The sequence below is a fragment of the Donghicola mangrovi genome (assembly GCF_013377535.1).
In the GTDB taxonomy this organism is placed as follows: domain Bacteria; phylum Pseudomonadota; class Alphaproteobacteria; order Rhodobacterales; family Rhodobacteraceae; genus Donghicola; species Donghicola mangrovi.
Genome location: NZ_JABCJE010000003.1, coordinates 234161 through 260538 on the forward strand (window position 1 = coordinate 234161; position 26378 = coordinate 260538).

The window sequence follows — 26378 nt, forward strand, 5'->3', positions numbered from 1 at the left end:
TGGAAAAGCCTACGTTTATATCAACCAACCGGAGGAACCCCATGTCCCGACCCGTTGTGGGCATCATCGGCAACCACGCGCTGCTCAACGAAAGCTACCCCGTCCATGCGGGCGGCACGATGAATTCCGAAGCCGTCGCCGATGTCTGTCATGCCCTGCCGCTGATCGTTCCCGCCGACCCGCGCTATGTCTCGGTCGAAGACCTGCTGGACACCTGCGACGGGTTTCTTCTGACGGGCGGGCGGCCAAACGTCCACCCCGAAGAATATGGCGAGGAATGGACCGAAGCCTACGGCACCCCAGACCGCGCCCGTGATGCGATCACCCTGCCGCTGGTGCGGGCCTGCGTCGAACGGGGCCAACCCTTCTTGGGCATCTGCCGCGGCTTCCAAGAGGTGAACGTGGCGATGGGCGGCTCTCTTTACCCTGAAATCCGCGACCTGCCCGGGCGCGACAACCACCGGATGCCCCCCGACGGCACGCTCGAGGAAAAGTTCGCCCTGCGCCACACGGTGACTTTCTCCGAAGGGGGGGTCTTTCACCGCCTGATGGGCGCCGCGCAGGTGCTGACCAACACGCTCCACGGCCAAGGGATCAAGGAACCGGGCAAGCGCATCGTGATCGACGGCCACGCCCCCGACGGCACCCCCGAGGCGATCTATGTGCGCGATGCGGCGGGCTTTACGCTGTCGGTGCAGTGGCACCCCGAATGGAATGCCTGCAACGATCCGGTCTCGCGCCCGCTGTTCCAAGCCTTTGGCGAGGCTCTGTGCAGCTGGCACAACCAGCGCCGCCCGTACAAACTCACGGCCTAAAGCGCGCCCGCTCCTTCAGCTTGGTAAAAATACCCCTGCCGGAGGCAACCGCCACCGGCCAAGGGCGCAATCCGCCCGATCAGGTCACAGCCGCCCGCAGCTTGTATTCCGGCGCGTCCCACAGGCGCTGGCCCATGACGTCTGCGATGATCTGAACCGCGCGGGTCACGTCATCCATCCCGATATAGAGTGGAGTGAAGCCGAACCGCATGATGTCGGGGGCACGGAAATCGCCGATCACGCCGCGGGCGATCAGGGCTTGCATGGCGGCGTAGCCTTCTTCGAAGCGGAACGACACTTGGCTGCCGCGCTGGGCGGGGTCTCGGGGCGAGGCGAGGGTCAGCATGGGGCAGGTGGCCTCGATCCCCGCGATAAAGGCTTCGGACAGGTCGATGGACGCAGCGCGAAGGGCGGTCATGTCCACGGTGTCCCAGATGTCCAGAGCGGCGTCCAAGGCGGCCAGTTGGATCACCGGTGGGGTGCCACAACGCATACGGGCGATTCCCTCGCCTGCGCGGTAGGCCTGTTCGAACGCAAAGGGCGCGGCGTGACCCAGCCAGCCTGACAGGATCGGGCGGGCCATGTCCGCGTGACGGGGCGCCACGTAGATAAAGGCGGGCGCTCCGGGGCCGGCGTTCAGGTATTTGTAGGTGCAGCCCACGGCGAAATCCGCATCCGCGCGGGTCAGGTCCACGGGGATCGCGCCCGCCGAGTGGGCCAGATCCCAGACGGTCAGCGCGCCGACCGCATGGGCCTGCGCGGTTAAAGCGGCCATGTCGTGTTTGCGGCCGGTGCGGTAATCAACCTCGGTCAGCATCAGGGCGGCGATCTCGTCGGTCAGGTGGGCGGAGACCTCTTCGGGGGCGACGACTCGGAGCGCGTAGTCGGGGCCAAGGGCGCCGAGCAGGCCTTCGGCCATATAAAGATCCGAAGGGAAGTTTCCGCTGTCGGAAAGTACCACTTTCCGATCTGGCCGCATTTGCAGGGCGGCGGCGAGGGCTTGGAAGACCTTGATGGATAGGGTGTCGCCGACCATCACATGGCCCTCAGGGGCGCCGATCAGCCGCCCGATCCGGTCCCCGAGGGCGGCAGGTTGGGCCATCCATCCGGCCTTGTTCCAGCCCCCGATCAGCATCTGACCCCATTCCTCGGTCACCGTGCGGGCGATGCGGGTCGCGGTGGCGCGGGGCAGGGGCCCAAGGGAGTTTCCGTCCAGATAAACAAGCCCTTCGGGCAAATCGAACAGCGCGCGGGTGGCGGTGAAATCGGTCATGGGGACTCCTGTCGGCGGGTGCGGGGAATGGTGGCGCGGGGCAGGGCCACAGGCAAGGGCTGACGCGGCGATACCTCGGGCGCACAGGATTGATGCTGAAAAATGCAAAGTAGCGTCCAAAAGGTGCATTTCGGTCACGGAATTGCGACCTTCCGCCACGATCCGATGGTCTGACTTGCACCGATGCCGCTGTGCAGCAACACTGCGCCTGCATCGCAAAAGGAGGAGGGCGGCGTATGCGCAGATTTGTGCAGATCATCGATATTCCGCCTGTCTGGCTCGTGCTGGCCATTCTGGCCGCCCGTGTCATCGGACAGAAGGAACCGATGTGGCTGTCCTTTGGCGGCCAATGGGCCCAGCTGATGGCTGGCGTCCTGATCGGCGGGGGCCTGATCCTGATGGTTCTGGCCGTTTATGAAATGCGCCGCCAACGCACAACGCTCATGCCCCACCAAGAGGCCGACCATCTGGTGACCTCGGGGATCTTCAGCCGCAGCCGCAATCCCATCTATCTGGGCGACCTGCTGGTGCTGGCGGGCTTTGTTTTGCGATTTGATGCCGTGTTTGCGCTAACCCTCTTGCCAGTCTTTGTTTGGGTGATCGAACGTCGGTTCGTCATTCCGGAAGAAGATCGCCTGAGGAGAAAATTCCGAGCGGATTTCGCGCGATACTGTCATAAAACACGCAGGTGGATCTGATGAAATGCCGTCATAAAGATCATGAAAATTGCCTGCTTGTGAAATAATCTTGCGCAAGTTACACGAAAATCGTCCGTAACAGGCCTCTCCCAGAGGTGGTTACGTTAAGTGAAGGGGGACTATACCTGTGAAAATCGGGACACCAAAGGAAGTGTACGAGGGGGAACGTCGCGTTGCGATGACTCCTGACTCGGCACTCCAGCTGCAAAAGCTTGGGTACGAATGTGCCATCGAGACTGGCGCCGGCGCTGCTGCCGGTTTCTCGGATGCCGACTATGAAAAAGCCGGCGTAGAGATCCTGCCGACCGCAGCCCAGCTGTGGAAAGCCGTGGACATCGTCGCCAAGGTCCGTGAACCCAACGACACCGAAGCCAAGCGCCTGTCCGCTGGCCAGACCCTGATCAGCTTCTTCTGGCCCGCCCAGAACAAAGAGCTGCTGGAGCTGTGCCAATCGAAAAGCGCGAACGTCATCGCGATGGACATGGTGCCCCGCATCAGCCGCGCGCAGAAGATGGACGCTCTGTCGTCGATGGCCAACATCGCGGGTTACCGCGCGGTTATCGAAGCGGGTAACAACTTTGGTCGCTTCTTCACCGGTCAGGTGACTGCGGCAGGTAAAGTGCCCCCCGCGAAGGTTCTGATCGTAGGCGCAGGTGTGGCCGGTCTGGCCGCCATCGGTACCTCGACCAGCCTTGGCGCGATCACTCTGGCGTTCGACGTTCGTCCCGAAGTGGCTGAGCAGATCGAATCCATGGGCGCAGAATTCGTCTATCTGGACTTTGAAGAGCAGGCACAGGATGGCGCGGCCACCGGTGGCTATGCGGCTCCGTCCAGCCCCGAGTTCCGTGAAGCGCAGCTGAAAAAGTTCCGTGAACTGGCCCCCAGCGTCGATATCGTCATCACCACCGCCCTGATTCCGGGCCGTGATGCGCCGGTTCTGTGGACCAAGGATATGGTCGAACTGATGAAGCCCGGCTCGGTGGTCGTTGACCTCGCGGCTGAAAAGGGCGGCAACTGCGAACTGACCCAGAAGGATCAGCGCGTTGTTTCCGACAACGGCGTCATCGTTATCGGCTACACCGACTTCCCCAGCCGTATGGCTGCTCAGGCGTCGACCCTGTACTCGACCAACATCCGTCACATGATGACCGACCTGACCCCCGACAAGGACGGCAAGGTCAACCACAACATGGAAGACGATGTGATCCGTGGCGCGACCGTGACCCACGAGGGCGCGATCACCTTCCCGCCGCCGCCCCCCAAGGTAAAGGCCATCGCGGCCCAGAAGCCCAAGGAAAAAGCGCCGGAACTGACGCCCGAAGAAAAGCGTGCAGCCGAAGTCGCGGCCTTCAAAAAAGAGACCAAGACCCAGGTGACCCTGCTGGCCGTTGGCGGCGCACTGCTGCTGGCCGCTGGTCTGGTAGCACCCGCCAGCTTCATGCAGCACTTCATCGTGTTCGTTCTGTCGGTCTTCATCGGTTTCCAGGTGATCTGGAACGTCAGCCACTCGCTGCACACCCCGCTGATGGCTGTGACCAACGCGATCTCGTCGATCATCATTCTGGGCGCGCTGATGCAAATCGGCTCGGGCTCGTTCCTGGTGATCCTCCTTGCCGCTCTGTCGGTCTTTATGGCTGGCATCAACATCTTCGGCGGCTTCCTCGTGACACGGCGCATGCTCGCCATGTTCCAGAAATCGTAAGGAGTAGACGATTATGGAATTCGGTTTCACTACGGCGGCATATGTCGTCGCCGCTGTCCTCTTCATCCTGTCGCTGGGTGGCCTGTCGGGTCAGGAAAGCGCGAAGCGGGCTGTATGGTACGGTATCGTCGGCATGGCGCTGGCGATTGCGGCCACTCTGGTTGGCCCCGGTGCCGGTCTGTGGCTGCTGTCGATCCTGCTGATCGCAGGCGGCGGCACCATCGGTTACGTGGTCGCCAAGCGCGTCCAGATGACCGAGATGCCCCAGCTGGTTGCTGCGATGCACTCGCTGGTGGGTCTGGCGGCTGTGTTCGTCGGTCTGGTTGCTCATATCGAGCTGGGCCGCGTTCTGGGCATGACCGAAGAGCAGCGTCACGCTCTGGAAGGCTTTGGCGCGCTGCTGGCGCACAAAACCCCCGTCGAGCAGAACATCCTGCGCGTTGAGCTGTTCCTGGGCATCTTCATCGGTGCTGTGACCTTTACCGGTTCGGTCATTGCCTATGGCAAGCTGGCAGGCAAAGTGTCGTCGGCCGCAACCAAGCTGCCCGGCGGGCACATCCTGAACGCAGGCGCTGCGATCATCTCGCTGCTCTGCCTGTTCTGGTACTTTGGCACCGGCGGTTTCTTCCCGCTGGCGATCATGACCCTGATGGCGCTGTTCATCGGCTACCACCTGATCATGGGTATCGGCGGCGCGGACATGCCCGTTGTGGTTTCGATGCTGAACTCGTATTCGGGTTGGGCCGCGGCTGCGATCGGTTTCTCGCTGGGCAACGACCTTCTGATCGTTGTTGGCGCGCTGGTTGGTTCGTCGGGTGCGATCCTGTCCTACATCATGTGTAAGGCGATGAACCGTTCGTTCGTCAGCGTTATCCTTGGTGGCTTCGGCGGCACCACCGGTCCCGCAATGGAAGTCGAAGGCGAGCAGATCGCAATCGATGCAGACGGTGTTGCCACCGCTCTGAACGAAGCTGACAGCGTCATCATCATCCCCGGCTACGGCATGGCGGTGGCTCAGGCGCAGCAGTCGGTGTCGGAACTGACCCGCAAACTGCGCGCGGCTGGCAAAGAGGTGCGTTTCGCGATCCACCCCGTTGCAGGTCGTCTGCCCGGTCACATGAACGTTCTGCTGGCAGAGGCCAAAGTGCCCTACGACATCGTTCTGGAGATGGAAGAGATCAACGACGACTTCCCCGAGACCGATGTGGCCATCGTGATCGGTTCGAACGACATCGTGAACCCTGCCGCTCAGGAAGATCCCAACAGCCCCATCGCCGGCATGCCGGTTCTGGAATGCTGGAAGGCCAAGCAGGTGTTTGTGTCCAAGCGTGGTCAGGGTACCGGCTACTCGGGCATCGAGAACCCGCTGTTCTACAAAGAGAACACCCGCATGTTCTACGGCGATGCGAAAGCCTCGATCGACAGCCTGCTGCCGATGATCAAATAAGCAGAAATTTCGGGAGTTTTCCTGAAATGGGCCGCCCTCGGACACGGGGGCGGCTTTTTCTATGGGCGGGTTCTGTAGGCGAACGGATAGGGAGACTCTTTGATCGGGGTCAAAAACTGTGCAAATATAGCCCTGTGGATAACGGACATGCGCGCAAAGCAACCCTTGCGATTTTTGTTAGTGCTCCGAAAGTCTAAATAGCTTTAGCTTAAAGTCAGCAAAGGGCGGCCGTTAGAGAGGTCCATGGGACACAGTGTCCCGTAATCGTGACCCCGTACGGTGCTGCCTAGGTTTGCAGGTTTCCAAAGGCCTGCGTTGCGTTCCGCCCTTGTTCGGGCAGCAGAGGATTTTCGAAGGAACGCACTATGACTGTCTCGTATGAACTGCTCAAGCGTCTCGACCACAAGGCGGAAGTACTGGCCCAGTACAAACCCGCTGCCGTTCGCGAATGGGTGGTTGTCCTGACTGAAAATGGCAAGACCCGCGAACTGGTCATGCCCATGGCCCCCGACCTGCGCACCCTTGCGCGGATTGCCCCGAACGCTGTTCTGACCGAAGTCCATATGCGCAGCAAAAAGTCGCAGCCCGCAGGCGGAAACCCGTTTTTCGCGCAGAATTAATGGCTTAGGTGCGCGAAAGGTGTCCCGAAAGCTTCGGTATACAGTCGCGCACATATAACCCACTGAAATTGCGAACTATTTTCTTGATTGGCGAGCGGAAATCAGTAGCTTGCCTGCAAAGATAAAAGGTTCGCATATGAATACCATTCCCGACCACCCGTTGCGCTATGCGCTTGCGAACGAGCTGCACGCGCGCCCGTTCCCGATGCTGACCGCGCCGTGCCGCGCGATCTTTCTGGCCATCAAGCACGAGAAGGACGCCGCCAACCGCAACAAGTCGCAGGACCGCGATCATCTGATCGCCCTGCTGGACCGTTACGGCGCGCCCCATCCGCAGCCCGGTGCCACCCATTGGTCGGGCGAGATCGGCAAGCATGTCCTGAAATGGGAACAACACACCGAATTTGTGACCTTTACCGTGTTCCTTGAGGGGCTGGGGGAGCGCGCGTTCGATCCCGTTGATTTCGATGTCTTCCCCGAGGATTGGCTGAACGGATCGCCCGGTTTGCGGGTGACCTCGGCGATGATCCGCATCGAGCCGCGCCCCGAACCCGAGGAGGTCAGCCGCAAGGTCAACGACTGGTTCGTCGCCGAAAGTCTGGCGATCAGCAGCGTGCTGGATGATGCGGCCACGATTGCGGGCGATTTCCGGATCGATCCGGCGGGTCACATGCGATTCGTCATCTTCCCCGCCGCCCACACCGGCGAGCGCCGCATCGGCCGTATCTTGCAGCGTGTGTGCGAGATCGAGACCTATAAGAGCATGTCGATGCTGGGTCTGGCGCGGGTGCGGGCGATGGGGGATCAGCTGGGGCAGGTGGACAGTCGCTTGACCCGTCTGGTGTCGGATATGGCCGTGGCCAATCACGAACAGCCCGAAGAGACCCTGCACCAGCTGCTGGCGATCTCGGCCGAGCTGGAGAACCTGCAGGCGCAGGCGTCGTTCCGGTTCGGGGCCACGGGCGCCTACGAGGCGATTGTGAACCAGCGGATCGAGGTCCTGCGCGAGAGCCGCGTGGCGGGCCGTCAGACCTTTGCCGAGTTCATGATGCGCCGGTACGACCCTGCGATGCGGACGGTGAAATCCACCGAGCGCCGTTTGGCCAGCATGTCGGACCGCGCCATTCGCGCCGCGCAGCTGCTACAGACCCGTGTGGATGTGGACCGATCCGCGCAGAACCAGGCCCTGCTGGAAAGCATGGATCGCCGCGCCGACCTGCAACTGCGCCTGCAAGAGACGGTCGAAGGGCTGTCGGTCGTGGCGATCAGTTACTATGCGGTCAGCTTGGCCAGCTATGTGCTGGCCCCGCTGGCCAAGGCCGTGCATCTGGAAAAGACCGAGCTGACGGCCTTGGTCACTCTGCCGGTTGTAGGGATTGTGTATCTGATGATCCGGAAAATCCGGAATCAGGTGCACTGACACGATCCAGCAGGCAGGCGGCGATCACGCCGCCTGCCGCGATGGACAGCAGAGCAAGGATCGCCGACAGGCCAAGGGTCGGCACCCCTGCCAGGCCTGCGCCGATGGTGCAGCCGCCGGCCAGTACGCCGCCAAAGCCCATCAGAACGCCTCCGGTGATGTAGCGGCCCATCTGCGCGGGGGCCTCGAACCCTTGCCATTCAAAGCGGCGGCCGATGAGGCTGGCCACCAGAGCGCCCGCCAGAACACCGCCCACGAGGCCCGCGCCAAAGGTCGGCTCGACCGCGGTGCTGGCGATCACGTAGAACAGGCTGTCGGCCACAGGCGCGGTAAAGGCGAGGCTTTCCAGCGCGATGGGGTCGAATTCATCCAGCAGGACATAGCCGGTGCCGACCCACGCGGCGGGCACCAACAGGCCCAGAACCGCCCCCGCGATCAGGGTCAGGGGATGCAGGCGGGAAGTCAGCGCATAGGCCAGCGCAGGGACCGCAATCACCAGCGACCAGACCAGAGCGCCGCCGGGCAGGTCGGCCAAGGTGCCGATGCCCAAATCGTTGGTCAGGCCGGACAGAGCGGTGCGGGCAGGGGCCAGCACGCCCTTCATCGCGGCGTGGGCGGTGACGGCGAAGACCAGCATCACGGTCAGCGCGCGCAGGTTGCCGGTGGCGGTCAGGACGGTCAGGCGGGTGATGCAGCCGCGGGTCAGGACCATGCCGGTGCCAAAGGCCAGACCGCCAAGGATAATCGCCAGAACGGGCAGGGCAGTGGTGGTAAAGCGGTGGCCGTCAAAGCTGATCAGGCCCGAAAGGACCGCGCCTTGGGTACCCAGAACAGCGATCCCCAGCGCCCACAGCCACAGGCCAGCGGCGCTGCGACGTTCGCCAGCAGGGCCCGCGACCGCACGGCGAAAGCAGAAACGGGTCGGCTCGGCCAGAAGGCCGAAGACCACGCCAATGGCCAGTGCCAGCCAGATGCTGGCTTCGCGCGGGGTAACGTCACCCAGACCCAGTTGTTCAAACATCGCTTCACCTTTGGAAAACGGGAATTTGTTCTGGAATGAGGGCGAAAACCCGCTCTGGCAAGCTCCGTCTTATAGTGCGTGGGGAGTCATGCTGGAATGTTGTTCCGATTGGGGCGGGCGGCTTGGGACGGGCGTTGTGTCCGGCCTGCTGTCGGGTGATGCTGGTTTTGCGGGCGCTTGGGCGCGGCGTGTGATGTCCTTTTCTGCCGGAAAACTTGGAAGTCGCGCAGCGCGGGCATAGGTTGCCCCCATACTAAATCGGAGAGCGTTATGCCGTTGAAGAATCGGTTCGCCGAAATGTTGCCAGAGATCACCGCTTGGCGACGAGACTTTCACGCCAATCCCGAGCTGCTGTTCGACGTGCACCGCACCGCCCAAGTGGTGGCGGATCGCCTGCGCGCGTTCGGCTGTGACGAGGTCGTGACAGGCATCGGGCGCACCGGCGTGGTGGCCGTGATCAAGGGGCGGGCCGAGGGGCGCACCATTGGCCTGCGGGCCGACATGGACGCGCTGCCGATCACCGAGGCGACGGGCAAGCCCTATGCCAGCACCTACCCCGGCAAGATGCACGCCTGCGGCCATGACGGGCACACCAGTATGTTGCTGGGGGCTGCGAAATATCTGGCCGAGACGCGGAATTTCGCGGGCACGGCGGTGGTGATTTTCCAACCCGCCGAAGAGGGCGGCGGCGGCGGCCGCGAGATGTGCGAGGACGGGATGATGTTCCGCTTCGGCATCGACGAGGTCTACGGGATGCACAACTGGCCGGGCGTTCCGGCGGGGACGTTCGCGATCCGGCCCGGCGGGTTCTTTGCCGCGACCGACCAGTTCGAGGTGGTTCTGCAAGGGCGGGGCGGTCATGCCGCTAAACCCCATGAAACCATCGACCCGATCGTGGTGTCGGCCCATGTGGTGACGGCGCTGCAGACCATCGCCTCGCGTTCGGTGGACCCTGTGCAGCAGGTGGTGGTGTCTGTGACCTCGATCGAGAGCAGCTCCAAGGCGTTCAACGTGATCCCCGAGCAGGTGACCTTGCGCGGGACGATCCGCAGTCTGGATGACGATGTGCGCCATCAGGCCGAAGAGCGTCTGAAGATGCTGATCACCCAGACCGCTGCGGCCCACGGGGCCAGCGCCGATCTGCGGGTGCTGCGCGGCTATCCGGTGATGGTGAACACCCCCGCTGAAACCGAGTATGCGGCCGATGTGGCGCGGTCCCTGACCGGCCAGTGCGCCGAGGCCCCGCTGATCATGGGGGGCGAGGATTTCGCCTATATGCTGCGGGAACGTCCGGGGGCCTATATTCTGGTCGGCAACGGTGACAGCGCGCCGGTTCACCACCCCGAATACGACTTCAACGACGAGATTATCCCCGCCGGTTGCAGCTGGTTTGTGGGCATGGTCGAGGCCCGACTGCCGCTGACGGCGTAAAGCATTTGGGAACTTTTTGCCTGCGGATTGGTTGAGACTGCAATCGACGGTCGCAGGCAAAAAGGAGACCAAGTTATGGATATTATTCGTATTATCGCTGCAATCTTCCTGCCCCCTCTGGGTGTTTTCTTGCAGGTGGGCATCGGCAAACAATTCTGGATCAACATTCTGCTGACCCTGCTGGGCTATATCCCCGGTATCGTCCACGCGGTCTGGGTGATCGCAACGGTTGGACCGGATCATCGTCACGCATGATCACTGACAAACACTTCCAGAGGCTCGAAAGAGCTGAACGATTGGCGCGGTTGATGGACCGCGCCTTTCGCGTGCCGGGTACGCAGATCCGCTTTGGCTGGGACGCGATTTTCGGGGTGATTCCGGGGATCGGGGACAGCGTGGCGCTGCTGCCGTCGCTCTATATTATCGGGCTGGCGCGCGGGGCGGGGGCGCCGATGTCTGTGCTGCTGGAAATGGCGTGGAATATGGTGCTGGACTGGTTCATCGGGCTGTTCCCCTTGGTCGGGGACGTGCTGGACATCGGGTTCAAGGCCAACATCCGCAACGCCCGCCTGCTGCGCACCTATCTAGAGGGTGCGCGCACCGCTTGATTTGCCAAACCCTGTCCGGCGCGGTAAGGCGCAGGGCAAGACAGGTCAAAAAGCGGGGCGATCATGCAGCCGGCGAACATCATCTGCATCAAATGGGGCACTTTGTTCGGCCCCGAATATGTGAACCGCCTTTATTCCGGTGTGCGCCGGAACCTGAACGTGCCTGTGCGTTTCTTCTGCATGACCGAGCATTCCGAGGGCTTCCACCCCGATATCGAGGTTCTGGACCTGCCGAATGAGCCCTATCAGGCGGACATGGACGCGGCCTTGGCGGTGGCCAACCGTCAGGGGGCGATGCGCAAAACTTCGCTGTTCAAATCCGGTTTGATCCACGATCTGCAGGGGCCCATTTTGGGCTTTGATCTGGACGTGGTGATCACCGGCGATCTGACCCCGATCTGGGAGATGGCCCCCGGCAAGATCGCCATGCGCCACGACTGGGTCGAAAAGCGCAAGGGCCGCCCCACCGGCCACGGCAGCGTCTTCCGCTTTGATCCTGCGTTGCATGGTTACCTGTACGATGATCTGGCCGCCGACACATACAAGGTCGTCGAAGAGGCACGCGGATCGGAACAGCGCTACACCTCGCACAAGGGGATGGAGAAGGGCGATTTCGCCTATATCCCCGAGGATCTGGTGGTCAGCTTCAAATACGATTGCCTTGGTTTGCCTCCGGTGAACTATCTGCGCGATCCGATCCTGCCGGAGAACGCGCGGGTCGTGTGCTTCCACGGTCGACCCAAGATGCCAGAGGCTGTGGCGGGCTATAACGGGTCGTGGATCCGCCATTCGCGCCCCTGTGCGTGGCTCAAGGATCACTGGATCGACCGCGCCCGCGCCGATCTGGGGGACGCGTGGGCCTAACGCCCTTGTGAACGGCCCGTTCGGGGGCCTTGCTTTGTCCTGCCGGATGGTGCCACGATCCCCCGCAGGAGGAGCCCCTATGACCATATCCGACCGTTTCGACGACATCCCGGAACGCGCCCTGACGTGGCACCGCGCCGGTCGCGGCGCAGCCTTGGCCACTGTGGTGGAAACATGGGGCAGCGCCCCCCGCCGCGTGGGCAGTATGCTGGTGATCTCCGGCGACGGGGAAATGGCGGGCTCGGTGTCCGGCGGCTGTGTCGAGGGCGCTGTGGTCGTCGAGGCTATGGAGGCGCTTGAGGACGGCAAACCCCGCCTGTTGGAATATGGCGTCAGCGATGGCGATGCGTTTGCCGTGGGGCTGGCTTGCGGCGGCACGATCCGCGTGCTGGTGCAGCCCGTTGGCGCTGCGTTGCCCGAAGCAGTTCTGGCCGAACTTGTGGCCCACCGCGCGGCTCGCACGCCCGCAGCACTGGTCACGGGGCTCGATGGCGGCACACCCACGCTGGCGACCGAAGGCTACGCGCAACGCTTCCGGCTGGACCGATCCGGGGTCGAGGAGGACGGCACCACGTTCGTCGCCATCCACAACCCACCCCTGCAAATGGTCATCGTGGGCGGCGTTCACATCGCGCAGGCCTTGGTCCCCATGGCGCGCATCGCGGGGTTCGACCCGATCATTCTGGACCCCCGCGAAAGCTTTGCCAACGAATCCCGCTTCCCCGAAACCCGCATCGTCACCGACTGGCCGGACGAAGGGTTGGACCGTATCGGCATCCACGCCCGCACGGCCTTGGTCCTGCTGACCCACGACCCAAAGCTGGACGATCCGGCGCTGATGCGCGGCTTCGACAGTCCGGCGTTTTATATCGGGGCGCTCGGCTCGACCCGCACCCATGCCAAGCGGGTCGAACGGCTGACCGCCGCTGGCATCTCGGCCGACAACATCGCCCGACTGGACGCCCCCGTGGGCATGGACATCGGCGCCTCTGGCCCCGCTGAAATCGCTGTGTCGATCTTGGCCCAAGTCATCAAAACCCTGAGGCAAGGCTGATGCGGTTCGGCCCCGTTCCGCTGGATCAGGCGGTGGGCGCGGTGCTGGCCCATTCGGTCGGCACCGAATCCAGTCGTCTGCGCAAAGGCGCTGTCCTGACCGCCGCAGACATCGACACCCTGCGCCGCGCTGGCCTGACCGAGGTGATCGTGGCCCGCCTTGATCCCACCGATCTGGACGAAGACACCGCCGCTGAGCGTCTGGCAACCTCGGTCGCGACGGATGCCGTGCTGCTGACCGATGCCTTCACGGGGCGGGTGAACCTGCTGGCACCGGGGCCGGGAGTCGCCCTGATCGATGGGGCCGCCATTCAGGCCCTGAACAGCATCGATCCGATGATCACCTGCGCCACCGTCCCGCCGTTCCAGCAAATGGGGCAGGGGGGCATGATCGCAACGGTCAAAATCATCGCCTATGCGGTGGACCAGACCGACCTGACCCGCGCCGCTGCAGCCGCCGAGAACGCCATTTCCTTTGCCCCCGTGACCCTGCGCACCGCCGACCTGATCGTGACCGAAGTCTCGGGCGGCCCCGGCCTAGCTGGCCAAGACGCGATCGAAGGGCGCCTGAACGCCCTCGGTATCACCCTGAACACGGTCACAACCAGCGCCCACCGCACCGATGAATTGGCCGAGCACATCAGAAACAGCCAGTCCGATCTGGTGCTGATCCTGACGGGCTCTGCCACATCGGACCCGAACGATGTGGCCCCCGCCGCCCTGCGCAGCGCGGGCGGCACGGTGACCCGCTTTGGCATGCCCGTCGATCCGGGGAACCTGCTGTTCCTTGGCCAAATCGGCCAACGCCCCGTGATCGGCCTGCCCGGTTGCGCCCGTTCACCGGCCTTGAACGGGGCCGACTGGATCCTCGCCCGCATCGCCTGCGGCCTGACCGTCACCAATCAGGATATCGCGGCCATGGGCGTCGGGGGCCTCCTCAAAGAAATCCCGACCCGTCCGCACCCCCGCAATCGCCGCCTGCCCAAGGGCGCGCACGCCCCCGCCAAATAACCGCCCATCAGGCTTCTTTTTTGCGAAAAATACTCACGGCACTGTCCCCGACGCCGCCCAGAGCCCAAAGAAAAAGGCGCGCCCCAAAAAGGACGCGCCCCAAATTCTGATCCGGTAAAGCCGTAGCCTTATTTCGGAAGCGGACCGATCACCATGATCATCTGGCGACCTTCCATCTTGGGCATGTGCTCGACCTTGCCCAGTTCCTTGATGTCCGCTGCGACACGTTCCAAGAGCTCACGGCCCAGGTTCTGGTGCGCCATCTCGCGGCCACGGAAACGCAGGGTGACCTTAACCTTGTCGCCCTTTTCCAGGAACTTGACGACGTTGCGCATCTTCACTTCGTAGTCGTGGGTGTCCGTATTGGGACGGAACTTCACCTCTTTGACTTCGATGATCTTCTGCTTCTTGCGCGCTTCGGACTCCCGCTTTTGCTGTTCGTATTTGAACTTGCCGAAGTCCATGATCTTGCACACGGGCGGCTTGGCGTTCGGGGAGATTTCCACCAGATCGAGACCTGCCGCGACTGCCATGTCCAATGCCTTGGCAGGATGGATCAGTCCGACGTTTTCACCGTCGGCGCCAATCAGGCGAATCTCGGGTCCACGGATGGCGCCGTTGATACGGGGGCCAGTCTCGCGGGTGGGCGGCGCGTTATGCGGTCTGCGTCCTATGGCTGTGTTCCTTCAATCATGAACGGGAAATTGAGTGCGGAAACTAAGGCGAGTGCGCCCATCTTTCAAGCGCGTATTCGCCCATTTGCCATGATTTCTAGGGAATTCACCACTTGTGGGCCCCGTAATCACAGTTCGGGAACAACTGCGCGATCCACGCGTTAGGAGGGCATACGAAAGAGAGGATCACATTCATGAAGAATTTGGCAATCGCGCTGGTCGCCGTTCTGGTCATTCTAGGGGGCTACACGCTTTTCAAAGGTCCGGGCGAGGACGACATCCGCGAGGGCGTTTCCGAGAACGCCGCGGCCGCTCAGGCCAATGCCGAAGCCGCAGCGGACAAGACCGCCGAGGCTGTATCGGATGCGGGCCAGACCGTTGGTGCGGCCGCAAGTGACGCGGCAGATGCTGTGTCTAGCGTTGCAAATGACGCGGTCGAGGCCACAGGTGAGGCGCTGAACGCCGCCGGTGACGCGATCGGGGATGCCTATGAAGGCGCCAAGAATTCCGCGCAGGAACTGACCGAAGACGCAGCGATTGCGGCCGACAAGGCCGAGGCCAAGGCCGAAGCGGCCGCCGATGCCGCTGCTGAAAAGGCTGATGCCGCCGGTGAAGCCATTGCCGAGGGTGCTGACGATGCGGGTCGTGCCACTGTCGAGGCGTTGGACAATGCCGCAGCCGTAACTGCTGACGCGCTGGGTGAAGCCACCGATGGCGATCTGGTCACCACCACTCGTCCCGGTGAAGTTGCCGAAGAGGCCACCGAAGGCGCAGAGATGGACGCCGAGACCGCCGCCGCTGTGGCTGGCACCGACAAGGTTGGTCTGGAGCAGTTGCTGACCGAGGAAGGCTTCGTTTTTGCCAAGGTTCAGGCGATCATTGACGGCTCGAACCTGAATGACATGCAGAAGACCACTCTGGATGCGGCTCTGACTCAGGCTCAGGACCAACCCGAGGCTCTGCGTGAAGTGCTGGCGCAGCTGCGGGACGCACTGGATCTGTAATCGGATTGGAATTTAAGAACGGGTCTGGGGCGGTGTCGTGAGGCGCCGCCCTAATTCATTGGGGCGCGGGGTGGTGATGTGGTGCCGTGAGTATTTTCAGCAAAAAGAAGGCGCGGTCGGGAGGTTTCCTGACCGCGCCTTTTTGTGTTCGGATGTGGGGAGGGTTAGCCGACGAAGGCTTTTTCCACCACGAATTCTGCGGGCTCGGAGTTTGCACCCTCGCGCAGGCCGGCGCCTTCGAGGATCTCCATGATGTCCTTGTTGAAGGGCAGGGAGCCGCAGACCATGCCGCGGTCGGTCTCGGGCGAGAGGCCCTCGATGCCGAGGTCGCGGAAGACGGTGCCGTCTTTCAGCAGGTCGGTGATGCGGCCCATCTTGGGGCTCTCTTCGCGGGTGGTGGTCGGGTAGTAGACCAGCTTGTCCGCGAAACCTTCGCCCATCAGTTCGTTCAGCAGCTCGTCGGTGCGGACCGATTCCACCAGTTCCTTGCCGTACTGCAGTTCGCTGACTTCGCGGCAGGTGTGGGTCAGGATGATCTGGTCGAAGTCCTCGTAGGTCTGGGGTTCGCGGATCAGCGAAGCGAACGGCGCGATGCCGGTGCCGGTTGCGAACAGCCACAGACGCTTGCCGGGCAGCAGGGCGTCGTGCACCAGCGTGCCAACGGGCTTGGGACGCAGGATGATCTGGTCACCGGGCTGGATGTGCTGGAGTTTCGAGGTCAGCGGGCCGTCCTGCACCTTGATCGAGTAGAACTCGAGCTCCTCGTCCCATGCGGGCGAGGCGATGGAGTAGGCGCGCAGCAGGGGTTTCTGCTTGCCGGTTTTGGGATCGGGATCGCCCATCAGGCCGATCATGACGAATTCGCCCGAACGGAAGCGCAGCGACGCGGGGCGCGATACGCGGAACGAGAACAGGCGGTCATTCCAGTGTTTTACCGAAGTGACAGTCTGCGCATCGGGAAGGACGACTTTCGAAGCGGATTGCTCTTGGACAGCGGTTTGTTCGGTCATCGGGGTATCTCTTTTCTCTGCCGCCCTAGTTTAGCGACACATTCTGGATTTTGAAAGTGACTCAGCTGGCGCGGAGGCGCGACTGATAGTCATGCGCTTGCCAGTTGGCGCGGAACTTCCATTGGTCTTCGGGCTGGCGGGCGGCGAGCTCGGTGCTGATTTCGACCTCATCGAAGCCGCAGCGGCGGGCCATCGCGTATTGGTCAGAGATCACATGGCCCTGAGCGCGCAGGCGGCCGGTGTAACCCATGTCTCTCAGGCGGCGTGCAATACCAAAACCGCGGCCATCTGAAAAGGACGGAAATGCCACACGGATCAGGGCCAGCTGGTTAAAGCGGGTCTCGATGCCGGTCAGGTCCGCGTCGGGGGCCAGATCGGCCACATCATCACGGCCCTCGAAGTCACCGGTCCAGTCATCTGCGGCAAAACCCGCGTCGGTCACGATTACAGTCATGCGTTCACTCCTTTGCGGACCATTTTGCCATTCACGAAATGGATGCCGCACTCGGTTTTGTCCTGTCCGCGCCAGCGGCCGGCACGGGGGTCTTCGCCTTCCTTGACCGGCGAGGTGCAGGGCGCACAGCCGATCGAGGGATAGCCCTTGGACACCAGCGGGTGACGGGGCAGGCGGTTCTCTTCCATGTAGTTCTTGATGTCCTCGGGGGCCCAACGGGCCAGCGGGTTCACTTTGATGCGTCCGGTGCCGTCCTCGACCTCGAAGAATTCGAGGGCCGCGCGGGTGCCCGACTGGAAACGCTTGCGGCCGGTGATCCAGCCGTCAAAGCCCTTGAGCGCGTTTTCCAGCGGGACGGTTTTGCGCAGGGCGCAGCAGGCGTCCGTGTTGAACTGGTGCAGCGTCCCGTCGGGGTCATTGCGCGCGATCTCGGTGTCGGCGGCGCGGATGACGCGCATGTCCGACAGGGCCAGACGTTCGGCCAGCTCGGCCTGATAGGCCAGCGTTTCGGCGAACAGCATCTGGGTGTCGATGAACAGCACAGGGGTGCTGCGGTCGATGACCGACACCAGATGCAACAGGACGACGGATTCGGCGCCAAAGCTGGAGACCAGCGCCAGTTTCCCCGCTTGGGGGTCCTGAAGCGCCTGTTCCAGCACGGACGTCGCGCCGTGGTGTTTGTAGCGTTCGTTCAGTTCGGCAACGCGTGTGCGCAGGTCTTCCAGATCCACGCCCGCGGGGGGCGTGGCGTCAGGCTGACCGCCGAACAGAAAGTCGCTTTTGCGTTCAGGCTGCATTCGCCTTTTCCTCTGCTTCGGGATAGAGCGCCGCCTTGAAGGGGGCGGGGCCCACACGCCGATATGCGTCGATGAAGCGTTCCTCGGCCGAGGTGCGCAGCTCCAGGTAGGCGGTGATCAGGCGTTCAATCGCAGGAACGATCTGGTCATAGCTGAAGCCGGGGCCGGCGCGTTCGCCGATGGCCGCGGTTTCGGTGTGGTCGCCACCCAGAGTGATCTGGTAGTTTTCAACGCCCGCGCGGTCCAGACCCAGAATGCCGATGTGGCCAACGTGGTGGTGTCCGCAGGCGTTGATGCAGCCCGAGATTTTGATCTTCAGCTCGCCGACTTCGCGCTCGATCTTCAGCTCGTCGATGCGGGTCGCGATCTGCTGAGCGATCGGGATCGAACGGGCGGTTGCCAGCGCGCAGTAATCCATGCCGGGGCAGGCGATGATGTCCGACACCAGACCGATGTTCGCGGTGCCAAGGCCCGCTGCCTTCAGCGCCTTGTGCAGGGCGGGCAGGTCCGACTTGTGGACGTGGGGCAGGATCACGTTCTGCTCGTGGCTGATGCGCAGCTCGCCATAGGCGTACTTGTCCGCCAGATGGGCCATCAGGCGCATCTGCTCGGCCGACGCGTCGCCCGGGGTCTTGCCGTGCGCCTTGATCGAGATGGTGACGATCGCGTGGTCGGCGCGCTTGTGGGCGGTCAGGTTGGTGTCAACCCAAGCACGGAACACCGGATCGGCGTTGTAAGCAGTGGTATAGGCAGCAACGTCGCCGTCACGGTAGGCGGGCGCGGCAAAGTACTGCTCGATCTCGGCCAGCAGCTTCTGGTCGTAGCCACGGAACTGGTCGCGGACAGCGGCATAGCGCTCTTCGACCTTGGCGCGGAAGGTATCGAGACCCTGCTCGTGCACGGTGATCTTGATGCGCGCCTTGTATTTGTTGTCGCGGCGGCCTTCCATGTTCCAGGTGGAGACGATGGCTTCGAGGTAGGGCAGCAGGTCCTCTTTGGCGACAAAGGGGTTGATGACCTTTCCGATCATCGGGGTGCGGCCCAGACCGCCACCTACCAGCACCTCAAAGCCGATCTCGCCGTTCTTTTGAACGGCGCGCAGACCGATGTCGTGGGCCGCCACAACGGCGCGGTCGTTCGGCGAGCCGGTGATCGCGATCTTGAACTTGCGGGGCATGAACTGGAATTCGGGGTGGTCGGTGGACCACTGGCGCAGCAGTTCGGCCACGGGACGCGGGTCGATCAGTTCGTCAGCGGCAGCGCCAGCGAAATGGTCGGCGGTCACGTTACGGATGCAGTTGCCCGAGGTCTGGATGGCGTGCAGGCCCACTTCGGCCAGCGCGTCCAGCATATCCGGCACGTCGGGCAGCTTGGGCCAGTTGTACTGGATGTTCTGACGGGTGGTGAAGTGACCGTAGCCTTTGTCCCACTTCTCGGCCAGCAGGGCCAGTTGGCGCATCTGGTCCGACGACAGGGTGCCATAGGGGATCGCCACGCGCAGCATGTAGGCGTGCAGCTGCAGGTACAGGCCGTTCATCAGGCGCAGGGGACGGAATTCGTCCTCGGTCAGGGAGCCGTCGATGCGGCGTTCAACCTGTGCGCGGAACTGGCGGTTACGCTCTGCCAGAAAGGCGGCGTCGAATTCGTTGTACTTGTACATGCGCTTATGCCTCGGCTTTGGCGGCTTGCTTGCCGTGGAAATAGTTGGAGGGGCCAGTGCGGCGGAAATCTTCGCGGAAATGGGTCGGCTCGGGGCCATTGGCGCCAGCCTCTACATCAGCCAGATAGGGGCCGACAACGACAGACTGCTGCGCTGCGGCGAACAGCAGGCGGATGTCGGCGTGAGCTTCGTCGTCGATCATCTCTGCTTCGCTCAGGTTGCGGGTCCAGCGGTCATCGGCGGTCAGGTAGATCACATCACCTTCCAGAAGGTGGTTGGCGGTCACAACCTTGGGCGTGAATTTGCGGGCCATATCAGGCGAGCTCCTGTGTCAGATCGAATGTGGGACGGGCCGCATAGAGTGCAGCGCCGGAAAAGGAAAGGTCGGTGGCCAACTGGAATTCGGTGCTGTCATGCAGGGCGACCCATTCGGCATGTGCATCGAAAAGGTCGTCATCATTGGCACCAAGGGTAAGGTCGGCCCCGATCGCATCACCAATCACAATCCCGCGCTGCACCAGTTTCAGGCGGCCTTCGCCGGCCAGTGCGCTGATTTCCTGTGCAACCTCGTCCGCATAGACGGTGATACGGGCACCGGCGCGGATCAGGTCGGTCAGGGCGGCCATCGCGGACACGCCAGCGCCCGAAACGACAACGCGTCGTCCGGTCAGTGCTGCATATGTCCGGTTCTGTGCCATGTGACAGGGATTCCATGATGGGTGATCTTGGTCCTTTACATAGGAAATTTTCCCCCATATTGGCTATATGGCGCGGCCAATAAGGACGTTTGTTCCATTCTAGCGGCCGCTTGGAACGCCGGTTTGCCAAAACAGGAGAAAACAGGAATGAGCGTGCGCCTTGACCAGATAGACCGGAAAATCCTTTCCGAGCTGCAAGAGGATGCGGCTCAGTCTCTGGACGAAATCGCCAAGAAAGTCGGGTCTTCGAAGACGCCGGTGTGGAACCGTATCCGCAAATTGCGCGAATCCGGGGTCATCGGTCCGCAGACCGTCAAGCTGGACCCAGAGGCCTTGGGGTTCGAGGCGTGCTTCTTTGTTCTGATCCGCACCAGCGCCCATGAAAAGGAATGGCAGGAGAAGTTCCTGAAAGCTGTTCGAGAGCGCCCCGAGGTGCAGGAAGCGCACCGTTTGGCCGGTGACATCGACTATATTCTGAAGGTACGGGTGCAGAACGCGCGGGCCTATGACGTGTTCTATCAGGCGCTGATTTCCGAGGTGCGCGTCCACAACGTCACCGCCCTTTTGTCGATGGAAGAGATCAAGAGCACGACGGCCCTGCCGCTGTAATCTGCCGCCTTAGTAGGTGACGTTCAGCGCCTCTAGCCCGTGGAAATGATAGACATCTGCGTATTCGGGGGTGCCTGCCAGCGCAAGGCGCGGGCGGCGTTCGAACAGAACCCGCAGGGCGATCTGCATTTCCAGACGGGCGAGCGGTGCGCCGATGCAGAAATGGATGCCGCCGCCGAAACTGCTGTTCGTCTTTATGGGGCGGGTCGGGTCGAACCGGTTCGGATCAGTCCACGCCGCAGGGTCGCGGTTGGCCGAGGCCAGCATCAACGCCACCTGATCCCCGCGCCGGAAGTCATGGCCGAACAGGCTGATATCCTCGTAGGCATAGCGGGTGAAGACGTGCAGGGGCGGGTGGTAGCGCAGGATTTCCTCGACCGTGTTCTGAACAGCGTCCCCTTGCAGGGCGGAAACCGGAACATTGTTCTCGATCAGCGCTTTCACACCGTTGCCCAGCGTATGAACCGTCGCCTCGTGGCCCGCGTTCAGCAGCAGGATACAGGTGGTGATCATCTCGTCCACGGTCAGGCGCTGGCCGTTTTCCTCGGCGGCGATGAGTTCCGAGATCAGGTCATCCGCAGGGGTCGCGCGGCGGTCGGCGATATAATCCCGCATGAACAGAGAAAACTCGCGGGCGGCGGTGTTGGCGGCGACCTCGTCATCATGGGTGCGGCCCGCCTGATACATGCCGACCATCGCGTTGGACCACAGCAGCAGTTGGGTCGCCATCCCCTCGGGGACGCCAAGCAGCCGCGCAATCACGATCACCGGCACCATGGCGCAATAGGCGGGCAGCAGATCGCACCCGCCCATGGGCATCTCGTCGATCAGATGGTGGCACAGGCGCTCGATCTCGGGGGCGAGGCCTTTGATCCGGCGGCTGGTAAAGGCCCGCAGGACCAGCGACCGCAGGCGGGTGTGGCGGGGGGCTTCGAGTTCGAGCATCGAGTGATCCTCGACCCCGTAGAAATCGGTCAGATGGGCGGGCGGGGCCTGCCGCATCTCGGTGGGGATTTCACGGCCAAAGCGTTTGTCTTTCAGCAGGGCGCTGACAGCCTCGTGGGTGAAAACCGCTGGCATGGCATAGTCGTCCCACACATGGACATGCCCCGCGGCGCGCGCAGACGCGTAAAACGGATAGGGGTTCTGGACGAACTCTGGTTCTGTCGGGGACTGTTTCAAACCTGCCATGGCGGGACATTGCGCAACTGCAGCGTCCCGCGCAAGGGCGTGCAAACAGTTGCGGCAATAAACTCTGTCGAAGGGTTTTGGCGGCATTCTTCTGGTGCAGGTCCCCGCAGATTTGCTAGCACTGGGGCATGAATACCGGATTGTGGCGCCGCATCGGCCTGTCAGCAGCATTCGTGATCGCAGTGGGGGCGGTGTCGACCGCGCTCTATAACTATGCGTTCACGCAGGCGCTCGAGCAGACGGCCCAGCGGGGCAGGGCGGACCTTGCGCTGGCGGCGGACCGGTTGCGGGCCGAATTGCAGCGCTATCGGGAACTGGGGGTCTATCTGGCGGACCACCCGCTGGTGCAGGCGCCGGTCAGCCCCGATGCGATCCGGCAGCTTTTTGTGCGCTCGGCGGACAAGACGACCGCGCTCGACGTGGTGCTGCTGGACACCAAGGGGAACGTGGTCGCCAACGCCATCGGGGATCCGCCCCAAGGGTGGGGCGACGCACCGTTTTTCCTGCGGGCGATGGATGGGGCCTTGGGCAGTTATCACGCGGTGAGCCCGCGCTTTGGTCGGCGGGCGTTCTATTACGCGGCGCCGGTGTTTGGCCTGACCCGAGAGGTTCAGGGCGTTGTCGTCGTTGTCGTCGATATCGAACGGACCGAGACCGACTGGCGCGGGGGCCTGCCGGTGGTGTTCTTCACGGACGATCTGGGGGTGGTCTTTGTCTCGAACCGTGAAGAGTTGCTGTATTTGCAACGGGGTGTCGGTCTGACCAGCGCCAATGCGGATTACCGGACCGCGCCTCTGCGGCCCTTCCTGTCCTATCAGGTGGAGCAGCGGAACAAGCTGGAACTCTGGCGTCTGGATGCGGGGCGCTATGTGCCCGCGCAGGCGCTGCATCTGGTCCAGGACCTGCCCGTGATCGGGATGCGGGCCGAGGCGCTGGTGGATGTGGCCCCTTCGGCCAAGCTGGCCAGCTTGCAGGCGGCGGTGCTGGCGGCGGTCTGTCTGGCCTTTGGCGCGATGCTGTTTCTGGCGACCGAGCGGCGGCGGACCTTGGCCGTGGCGAACCTGCTCCTGGAAAAGCGCGTGGCCGAACGCACGGCGGAACTGGAGCGCGCGCAGGCTGATCTGGTGCAAGCGGGCAAGCTGAGCGCCTTGGGCAAGATGTCCGCAGGTCTGAGCCACGAGTTGAACCAACCCCTGATGGCGGTCCAGAATTTCGCCGAGAATGCTGCGCTCTATCTGGATCGGGACCGCGTTCCCGAGGCCCGCGCCAATCTGGAACGGATTTCCGACATGGCCCGCCGCATGGGCCGCATCATCAAGAACCTGCGCGCCTTTGCCCGTCAGGAAAGCGAACCTGTGGGCCGCGTGGACCTGACCGGCGTGATCGCCAGCGCCTTGGAACTGTCCGAGGCCCGCATGGCCCAAGAGGGCGTCGCGCTGGTCTGGTCCGACCGTGACAGGCCCGTTCAGGTGCGCGGGGGCGAGGTGCGGCTTCAGCAGGTGGTGCTGAACCTGATCTCGAACGCGCTGGACGCCATGAGCAGCCAGACCTTCCGCTGCCTGTCCATCTCGATCGCCCACGAGCCGGAAAAAGTGATCCTGAGCGTCGCCGACACCGGCCCCGGCATCACCGCGCCGGAAAAGATTTTCGACCCGTTCTATTCCACCAAAGAAGTCGGTGCCTCCGAAGGGATGGGGCTGGGGCTGTCGATCTCTTATGGGCTGGTCCAAAGCTTTGGCGGCATGATACGGGGCGAAAACGCGCCCGAGGGCGGCGCATTGTTCACCGTTGAACTAAAGCCATGGCAAGAGGACAGCACCCCATGATCCGTTCCGTTCTGGTCGTCGAAGATGACGCCCCCGTCCGCGAGGCTCTGGGTCAGACGCTGGATTTGCAGGGGCTATCGCCCATTCTGTGCGGCTCTTTCGTGGCGGCCAAGGACCAGATCAAGGCGGATTTCAACGGCGTGATCCTGTCAGACATCCGGATGCCGGGACGCGACGGGTTCTACCTGCTGGACTATGTGCGCGGGGTCGATCCCGACCTGCCCGTGATCCTGCTGACCGGCGAAGGGGATATTCCCATGGCGGTGCAGGCGATGGGGGCAGGGGCCTTTGACTTTCTGGAAAAGCCCTGCGCGTCCAAAGACCTGATGACCGCGCTGGACAAGGCGCTGACCCACCGCGCCTTGGTTCTGGAAAACCGTCGCCTGCGGGCGCAGCTCAGCGAAGGGGATGCTGCCGCACGGATGCTGTTTGGCAAGTCCGCCGTGTTCGAGACCCTGCGTAACTCGATCCGCGCGGTGGCCCCGACGGGGGCGGATGTGCTGGTGACGGGGGCGCCCGGCTCTGGCGTCTACAAGGTGGCAGAAGTGATCCACCTGATGTCTCCGCGCGCCAAGCAACCCTTCGAGAAACGCAGCGCCGCTGGCCTGACCCCCGACGGACTTGCCGAGGCGATGGAACGCGCCGAAATGGGCAGCGTCTTTCTGGACGAGATCGCGCTGCTGCCCAGTGAAACCCAGTTCGCCCTGATGACGCGGCTCGAGAACAGCTCGGCGCGGGTTCTGGCGGGCAGCACGCGGGATCTGGCGGCGATGGTGGCCGAAGGGCAGTTCAACGCCGATCTCTATTACCGCCTCGAAGGGGTGCGGGTGTATATCCCCGGCCTGCGTGAACGCCCCGAGGATATCCCCGTCCTGTTCCGCCATTATGTGGCGCAGGCGGCCGAGCAGGCGGGCGTCACCCCACCCGAAATTACCCCCGACATCATCGCACGCCTGATGGCGCAGGACTGGCCCGGTAACGCCCGCGCGCTGATGAACGCGGCCATGCGGTTCGCGCTGGGACTGGGGGACGTGGTCGAGGATCACAGCCTCGGGCTGGCCGAACAGATGGCGCAGGTGGAGCGGTCGCTTCTGATCGAGGGGCTGCGCAAACATTCGGGGCAGGCGACTGCCGCCGCCAAGGCGCTAAAGTTGCCCCGTAAAACTTTCTACGACAAGCTGACCCGCCACGGGATTCGGCCCGAAGACTTCCGTCCAGACTGATTTGCGGTGTGTGCGGTTTTCCGCACAAGCCGAAAATCCCGTGTGCGGAATTTCGCACTCCGCTGCATTGCCGCATAGCTGGGTTGCACCCCATGCAACCCTTAACCGCCTGTAAATATGCGGGAAAACGCGATTATCACAAAAACGTAATTCTCTTCTTGAGCCTTTGCGGGCCCCTGCGGTTATCTCTGTCGCAGGATCCCGATGACGGGGTCGCGTACTTTAATTTCAAAGGGGGAGGAGACCCATGAAATTTCTCGCAACCGCAGCGACCGCAGTCGCTCTGACCGTTACCGGCGCAGCAGGCGCCATGGCGCAGTGTGATGAAGGCGAAATCGTCATCAAACTGAGCCACGTGACCAACACCGACAAGCACCCCAAGGGCATCGCCGCGTCGCTGCTGCAACAGCGCATCAACGACGAGATGAACGGCAAGGCTTGTATGGAAGTCTACCCGAACTCGACCCTGTACGATGACGACAAAGTTCTGGAAGCCATGCTGCAGGGCGACGTCCAGATGGCGGCTCCTTCGCTGTCGAAGTTCGAACAGTTCACCAAAGTCTTCCGCATTTTCGACCTGCCCTTCATGTTCAAGAACATGGAAGCCGTGGACGAGTTCCAGAACTCGGAAACCGGTCAGGCGATGAAGGAATCGATGGTCAAGCGCGGCCTGCTGGGCCTGGGCTTCTGGCACAACGGTCTGAAGCAGATGTCGGCAAACAAGCCTCTGGTTCTGCCCACCGACGCAGCTGGCCTGAAATTCCGCGTTCAGCCGTCCGAAGTGATCAAGGCGCAGATGGAAGCGATCGGCGTATCGCCCCAGCCGATGGCCTTCTCGGAAGTGTACGGCGCGCTGCAGACCGGCGTTGTTGACGGTCAGGAAAACACCTGGTCGAACGTCTACGGCCAGAAATTCTTCGAAGTGCAGGACGGTACCACCGAAACCAACCACGGTGTTCTGGACTACATGCTGGTGACCTCGACCGATTGGTGGGACAGCCTGCCCGAGGACGTCCGCACCCAGCTGGAAACCATCGTGAACGAAGTGACCACTTCGCGTAACGCGGCGATCGCCGAAGTTGACGCCGAAGCCCGTCAGGCCGTTCTGGATGCCGGCGGCAAGATCGTCGAGCTGACCGCAGAACAGCGTCAGGCTTGGGTCGATGCGATGCTGCCCGTTTGGGAACAGTTCAAAGAAGACGTCGGTCAGGACAACATCGACGCCGCTCAGGCGATCAACGCCAAGCACTAATCTAACATCACTCACGT

Annotated in this window: 27 protein-coding genes; 17 read left to right on the top strand and 10 right to left on the bottom strand. The window is 62.7% G+C overall.

Annotated elements, in window-relative coordinates; all coding sequences use genetic code 11:
• Nucleotides 1–41 precede the first annotated feature (41 nt).
• Nucleotides 42–815 carry a gamma-glutamyl-gamma-aminobutyrate hydrolase family protein gene (locus tag HJ536_RS09090; RefSeq protein WP_177157480.1) on the top strand — a complete coding sequence of 258 codons (774 nt, stop codon included), beginning with the start codon at nt 42–44 and terminating at the stop codon, nt 813–815.
• Nucleotides 816–894: 79 nt separating this feature from the next.
• Here the strand turns inward: HJ536_RS09090 and kynU are convergent, their stop codons facing one another.
• The gene (kynU, locus tag HJ536_RS09095) at nt 895–2088 is read right to left on the bottom strand and encodes a kynureninase (protein WP_177157481.1); all 1194 of its coding nucleotides are present in this window, start codon (nt 2086–2088) and stop codon (nt 895–897) included.
• Between the two features lie 236 nt (nt 2089–2324).
• Here kynU and HJ536_RS09100 point away from each other — a divergent pair, with 236 nt between their 5' ends.
• The 5 genes from HJ536_RS09100 to HJ536_RS09120 all read left to right on the top strand — a co-directional run bounded on the left by HJ536_RS09100 (nt 2325) and on the right by HJ536_RS09120 (nt 7975).
• Nucleotides 2325–2786 (top strand): methyltransferase family protein, encoded by a 462-nt coding sequence (locus HJ536_RS09100; RefSeq protein WP_176853430.1) that lies wholly within the window; start codon nt 2325–2327, stop codon nt 2784–2786.
• Nucleotides 2787–2913: 127 nt separating this feature from the next.
• Nucleotides 2914–4488, top strand: coding sequence for a Re/Si-specific NAD(P)(+) transhydrogenase subunit alpha (locus HJ536_RS09105; RefSeq protein WP_177157482.1), 1575 nt, complete (start codon nt 2914–2916; stop codon nt 4486–4488).
• A gap of 13 nt (nt 4489–4501) precedes the next feature.
• Nucleotides 4502–5935 (top strand): NAD(P)(+) transhydrogenase (Re/Si-specific) subunit beta, encoded by a 1434-nt coding sequence (locus HJ536_RS09110; protein WP_177157483.1) that lies wholly within the window; start codon nt 4502–4504, stop codon nt 5933–5935.
• A 365-nt stretch (nt 5936–6300) separates the two neighbouring features.
• Nucleotides 6301–6555: a hypothetical protein gene (locus HJ536_RS09115; RefSeq protein ID WP_177157484.1), complete on the top strand. Its 255-nt coding sequence runs from the start codon at nt 6301–6303 to the stop codon at nt 6553–6555.
• A 136-nt stretch (nt 6556–6691) separates the two neighbouring features.
• Nucleotides 6692–7975, top strand: a complete 1284-nt coding sequence (locus HJ536_RS09120; protein WP_177157485.1) for a DUF3422 family protein — start codon at nt 6692–6694, stop codon at nt 7973–7975.
• Here the strand turns inward: HJ536_RS09120 and HJ536_RS09125 are convergent.
• A complete protein-coding gene (locus HJ536_RS09125; protein WP_177157486.1) occupies nt 7911–8996 on the bottom strand; it encodes a YeeE/YedE family protein in 1086 nt (361 codons plus the stop codon). The two genes, HJ536_RS09120 and HJ536_RS09125, sit on opposite strands and share 65 nt — an antisense overlap.
• Before the next feature lie 270 nt (nt 8997–9266).
• Between HJ536_RS09125 and HJ536_RS09130 the strand changes: the two genes are divergently transcribed.
• From HJ536_RS09130 to HJ536_RS09155, 6 genes are all read left to right on the top strand, one after another.
• The gene (locus HJ536_RS09130; protein WP_177157487.1) at nt 9267–10427 is read left to right on the top strand and encodes a M20 aminoacylase family protein; all 1161 of its coding nucleotides are present in this window, start codon (nt 9267–9269) and stop codon (nt 10425–10427) included.
• Nucleotides 10428–10502: 75 nt separating this feature from the next.
• On the top strand, nt 10503–10682 hold the full coding sequence (locus tag HJ536_RS09135; RefSeq protein WP_176853423.1) for a YqaE/Pmp3 family membrane protein: 180 nt from the start codon (nt 10503–10505) through the stop codon (nt 10680–10682).
• The gene (locus tag HJ536_RS09140) at nt 10679–11035 is read left to right on the top strand and encodes a DUF4112 domain-containing protein (protein WP_177157488.1); all 357 of its coding nucleotides are present in this window, start codon (nt 10679–10681) and stop codon (nt 11033–11035) included. Before HJ536_RS09135 ends, HJ536_RS09140 begins: the two co-directional genes overlap by 4 nt.
• A gap of 60 nt (nt 11036–11095) precedes the next feature.
• Nucleotides 11096–11899, top strand: coding sequence for a glycosyl transferase (locus HJ536_RS09145; protein ID WP_177157668.1), 804 nt, complete (start codon nt 11096–11098; stop codon nt 11897–11899).
• Between the two features lie 79 nt (nt 11900–11978).
• Entirely contained in the window at nt 11979–12953 is a 975-nt protein-coding gene (locus HJ536_RS09150) for an XdhC family protein (RefSeq protein WP_177157489.1), read from the top strand.
• Nucleotides 12953–13963 (top strand): molybdopterin-binding protein, encoded by a 1011-nt coding sequence (locus tag HJ536_RS09155; RefSeq protein ID WP_177157490.1) that lies wholly within the window; start codon nt 12953–12955, stop codon nt 13961–13963. Before HJ536_RS09150 ends, HJ536_RS09155 begins: the two co-directional genes overlap by 1 nt.
• 128 nt (nt 13964–14091) lie before the next feature.
• Here the strand turns inward: HJ536_RS09155 and infC are convergent, their stop codons facing one another.
• Nucleotides 14092–14637 (bottom strand): translation initiation factor IF-3, encoded by a 546-nt coding sequence (gene infC / locus HJ536_RS09160; protein ID WP_176853622.1) that lies wholly within the window; start codon nt 14635–14637, stop codon nt 14092–14094.
• Between the two features lie 194 nt (nt 14638–14831).
• Between infC and HJ536_RS09165 the strand changes: the two genes are divergently transcribed.
• Nucleotides 14832–15641: a hypothetical protein gene (locus HJ536_RS09165; protein ID WP_177157491.1), complete on the top strand. Its 810-nt coding sequence runs from the start codon at nt 14832–14834 to the stop codon at nt 15639–15641.
• A 164-nt stretch (nt 15642–15805) separates the two neighbouring features.
• On the opposite strand, the gene HJ536_RS09170 is transcribed toward HJ536_RS09165, so the two are convergent.
• From HJ536_RS09170 to HJ536_RS09195, 6 genes are all read right to left on the bottom strand, one after another.
• Nucleotides 15806–16651, bottom strand: a complete 846-nt coding sequence (locus tag HJ536_RS09170; protein WP_176853418.1) for a ferredoxin--NADP reductase — start codon at nt 16649–16651, stop codon at nt 15806–15808.
• A 61-nt stretch (nt 16652–16712) separates the two neighbouring features.
• Complete coding sequence (locus HJ536_RS09175; RefSeq protein WP_177157492.1) at nt 16713–17105, bottom strand: DUF934 domain-containing protein; 393 nt, start codon at nt 17103–17105, stop codon at nt 16713–16715.
• Nucleotides 17102–17902, bottom strand: a complete 801-nt coding sequence (locus HJ536_RS09180; RefSeq protein WP_177157493.1) for a phosphoadenylyl-sulfate reductase — start codon at nt 17900–17902, stop codon at nt 17102–17104. The genes HJ536_RS09175 and HJ536_RS09180 overlap by 4 nt, the downstream gene beginning before the upstream one ends.
• Entirely contained in the window at nt 17892–19562 is a 1671-nt protein-coding gene (locus HJ536_RS09185) for a nitrite/sulfite reductase (protein WP_176853415.1), read from the bottom strand. Before HJ536_RS09185 ends, HJ536_RS09180 begins: the two co-directional genes overlap by 11 nt.
• Nucleotides 19563–19566: 4 nt before the next feature.
• Entirely contained in the window at nt 19567–19875 is a 309-nt protein-coding gene (locus HJ536_RS09190; RefSeq protein WP_176853414.1) for a DUF2849 domain-containing protein, read from the bottom strand.
• Nucleotide 19876: 1 nt separating this feature from the next.
• Nucleotides 19877–20260 carry an NAD(P)-dependent oxidoreductase gene (locus HJ536_RS09195; RefSeq protein ID WP_176853413.1) on the bottom strand — a complete coding sequence of 128 codons (384 nt, stop codon included), beginning with the start codon at nt 20258–20260 and terminating at the stop codon, nt 19877–19879.
• A 147-nt stretch (nt 20261–20407) separates the two neighbouring features.
• Between HJ536_RS09195 and HJ536_RS09200 the strand changes: the two genes are divergently transcribed.
• The gene (locus HJ536_RS09200; protein WP_176853412.1) at nt 20408–20869 is read left to right on the top strand and encodes an Lrp/AsnC family transcriptional regulator; all 462 of its coding nucleotides are present in this window, start codon (nt 20408–20410) and stop codon (nt 20867–20869) included.
• Between the two features lie 9 nt (nt 20870–20878).
• On the opposite strand, the gene HJ536_RS09205 is transcribed toward HJ536_RS09200, so the two are convergent.
• Nucleotides 20879–22060: a cytochrome P450 gene (locus HJ536_RS09205; protein ID WP_177157494.1), complete on the bottom strand. Its 1182-nt coding sequence runs from the start codon at nt 22058–22060 to the stop codon at nt 20879–20881.
• 128 nt (nt 22061–22188) lie between these two features.
• Here HJ536_RS09205 and HJ536_RS09210 point away from each other — a divergent pair, with 128 nt between their 5' ends.
• The 3 genes from HJ536_RS09210 to HJ536_RS09220 all read left to right on the top strand — a co-directional run bounded on the left by HJ536_RS09210 (nt 22189) and on the right by HJ536_RS09220 (nt 26361).
• On the top strand, nt 22189–23886 hold the full coding sequence (locus HJ536_RS09210) for a sensor histidine kinase (protein ID WP_177157495.1): 1698 nt from the start codon (nt 22189–22191) through the stop codon (nt 23884–23886).
• Nucleotides 23883–25109: a sigma-54-dependent transcriptional regulator gene (locus HJ536_RS09215; protein ID WP_176853409.1), complete on the top strand. Its 1227-nt coding sequence runs from the start codon at nt 23883–23885 to the stop codon at nt 25107–25109. The genes HJ536_RS09210 and HJ536_RS09215 overlap by 4 nt, the downstream gene beginning before the upstream one ends.
• Before the next feature lie 247 nt (nt 25110–25356).
• Nucleotides 25357–26361: a DctP family TRAP transporter solute-binding subunit gene (locus HJ536_RS09220; protein WP_177157496.1), complete on the top strand. Its 1005-nt coding sequence runs from the start codon at nt 25357–25359 to the stop codon at nt 26359–26361.
• Nucleotides 26362–26378 lie beyond the last annotated feature (17 nt).

Bases quoted from the DNA above. Each gene is read 5' to 3' on its own strand.
- kynU (WP_177157481.1), bottom strand. From the start codon at position 2,088: ATGACCGATTTCACCGCCACCCGCGCGCTGTTCGATTTGCCCGAAGGG.
- HJ536_RS09155 (WP_177157490.1), top strand. From the start codon at position 12,953: ATGCGGTTCGGCCCCGTTCCGCTGGATCAGGCGGTGGGCGCGGTGCTG.
- HJ536_RS09190 (WP_176853414.1), bottom strand. From the start codon at position 19,875: ATGGCCCGCAAATTCACGCCCAAGGTTGTGACCGCCAACCACCTTCTG.
- HJ536_RS09110 (WP_177157483.1), top strand. From the start codon at position 4,502: ATGGAATTCGGTTTCACTACGGCGGCATATGTCGTCGCCGCTGTCCTC.
- HJ536_RS09120 (WP_177157485.1), top strand. From the start codon at position 6,692: ATGAATACCATTCCCGACCACCCGTTGCGCTATGCGCTTGCGAACGAG.
- HJ536_RS09115 (WP_177157484.1), top strand. From the start codon at position 6,301: ATGACTGTCTCGTATGAACTGCTCAAGCGTCTCGACCACAAGGCGGAA.
- HJ536_RS09125 (WP_177157486.1), bottom strand. From the start codon at position 8,996: ATGTTTGAACAACTGGGTCTGGGTGACGTTACCCCGCGCGAAGCCAGC.
- HJ536_RS09135 (WP_176853423.1), top strand. From the start codon at position 10,503: ATGGATATTATTCGTATTATCGCTGCAATCTTCCTGCCCCCTCTGGGT.
- HJ536_RS09220 (WP_177157496.1), top strand. From the start codon at position 25,357: ATGAAATTTCTCGCAACCGCAGCGACCGCAGTCGCTCTGACCGTTACC.
- HJ536_RS09195 (WP_176853413.1), bottom strand. From the start codon at position 20,260: ATGGCACAGAACCGGACATATGCAGCACTGACCGGACGACGCGTTGTC.
- HJ536_RS09215 (WP_176853409.1), top strand. From the start codon at position 23,883: ATGATCCGTTCCGTTCTGGTCGTCGAAGATGACGCCCCCGTCCGCGAG.
- HJ536_RS09205 (WP_177157494.1), bottom strand. From the start codon at position 22,060: ATGGCAGGTTTGAAACAGTCCCCGACAGAACCAGAGTTCGTCCAGAAC.
- HJ536_RS09150 (WP_177157489.1), top strand. From the start codon at position 11,979: ATGACCATATCCGACCGTTTCGACGACATCCCGGAACGCGCCCTGACG.
- HJ536_RS09140 (WP_177157488.1), top strand. From the start codon at position 10,679: ATGATCACTGACAAACACTTCCAGAGGCTCGAAAGAGCTGAACGATTG.
- HJ536_RS09130 (WP_177157487.1), top strand. From the start codon at position 9,267: ATGCCGTTGAAGAATCGGTTCGCCGAAATGTTGCCAGAGATCACCGCT.
- HJ536_RS09200 (WP_176853412.1), top strand. From the start codon at position 20,408: ATGAGCGTGCGCCTTGACCAGATAGACCGGAAAATCCTTTCCGAGCTG.
- HJ536_RS09090 (WP_177157480.1), top strand. From the start codon at position 42: ATGTCCCGACCCGTTGTGGGCATCATCGGCAACCACGCGCTGCTCAAC.
- HJ536_RS09175 (WP_177157492.1), bottom strand. From the start codon at position 17,105: ATGACTGTAATCGTGACCGACGCGGGTTTTGCCGCAGATGACTGGACC.
- HJ536_RS09180 (WP_177157493.1), bottom strand. From the start codon at position 17,902: ATGCAGCCTGAACGCAAAAGCGACTTTCTGTTCGGCGGTCAGCCTGAC.
- HJ536_RS09165 (WP_177157491.1), top strand. From the start codon at position 14,832: ATGAAGAATTTGGCAATCGCGCTGGTCGCCGTTCTGGTCATTCTAGGG.
- HJ536_RS09100 (WP_176853430.1), top strand. From the start codon at position 2,325: ATGCGCAGATTTGTGCAGATCATCGATATTCCGCCTGTCTGGCTCGTG.
- HJ536_RS09170 (WP_176853418.1), bottom strand. From the start codon at position 16,651: ATGACCGAACAAACCGCTGTCCAAGAGCAATCCGCTTCGAAAGTCGTC.
- HJ536_RS09210 (WP_177157495.1), top strand. From the start codon at position 22,189: ATGAATACCGGATTGTGGCGCCGCATCGGCCTGTCAGCAGCATTCGTG.
- HJ536_RS09185 (WP_176853415.1), bottom strand. From the start codon at position 19,562: ATGTACAAGTACAACGAATTCGACGCCGCCTTTCTGGCAGAGCGTAAC.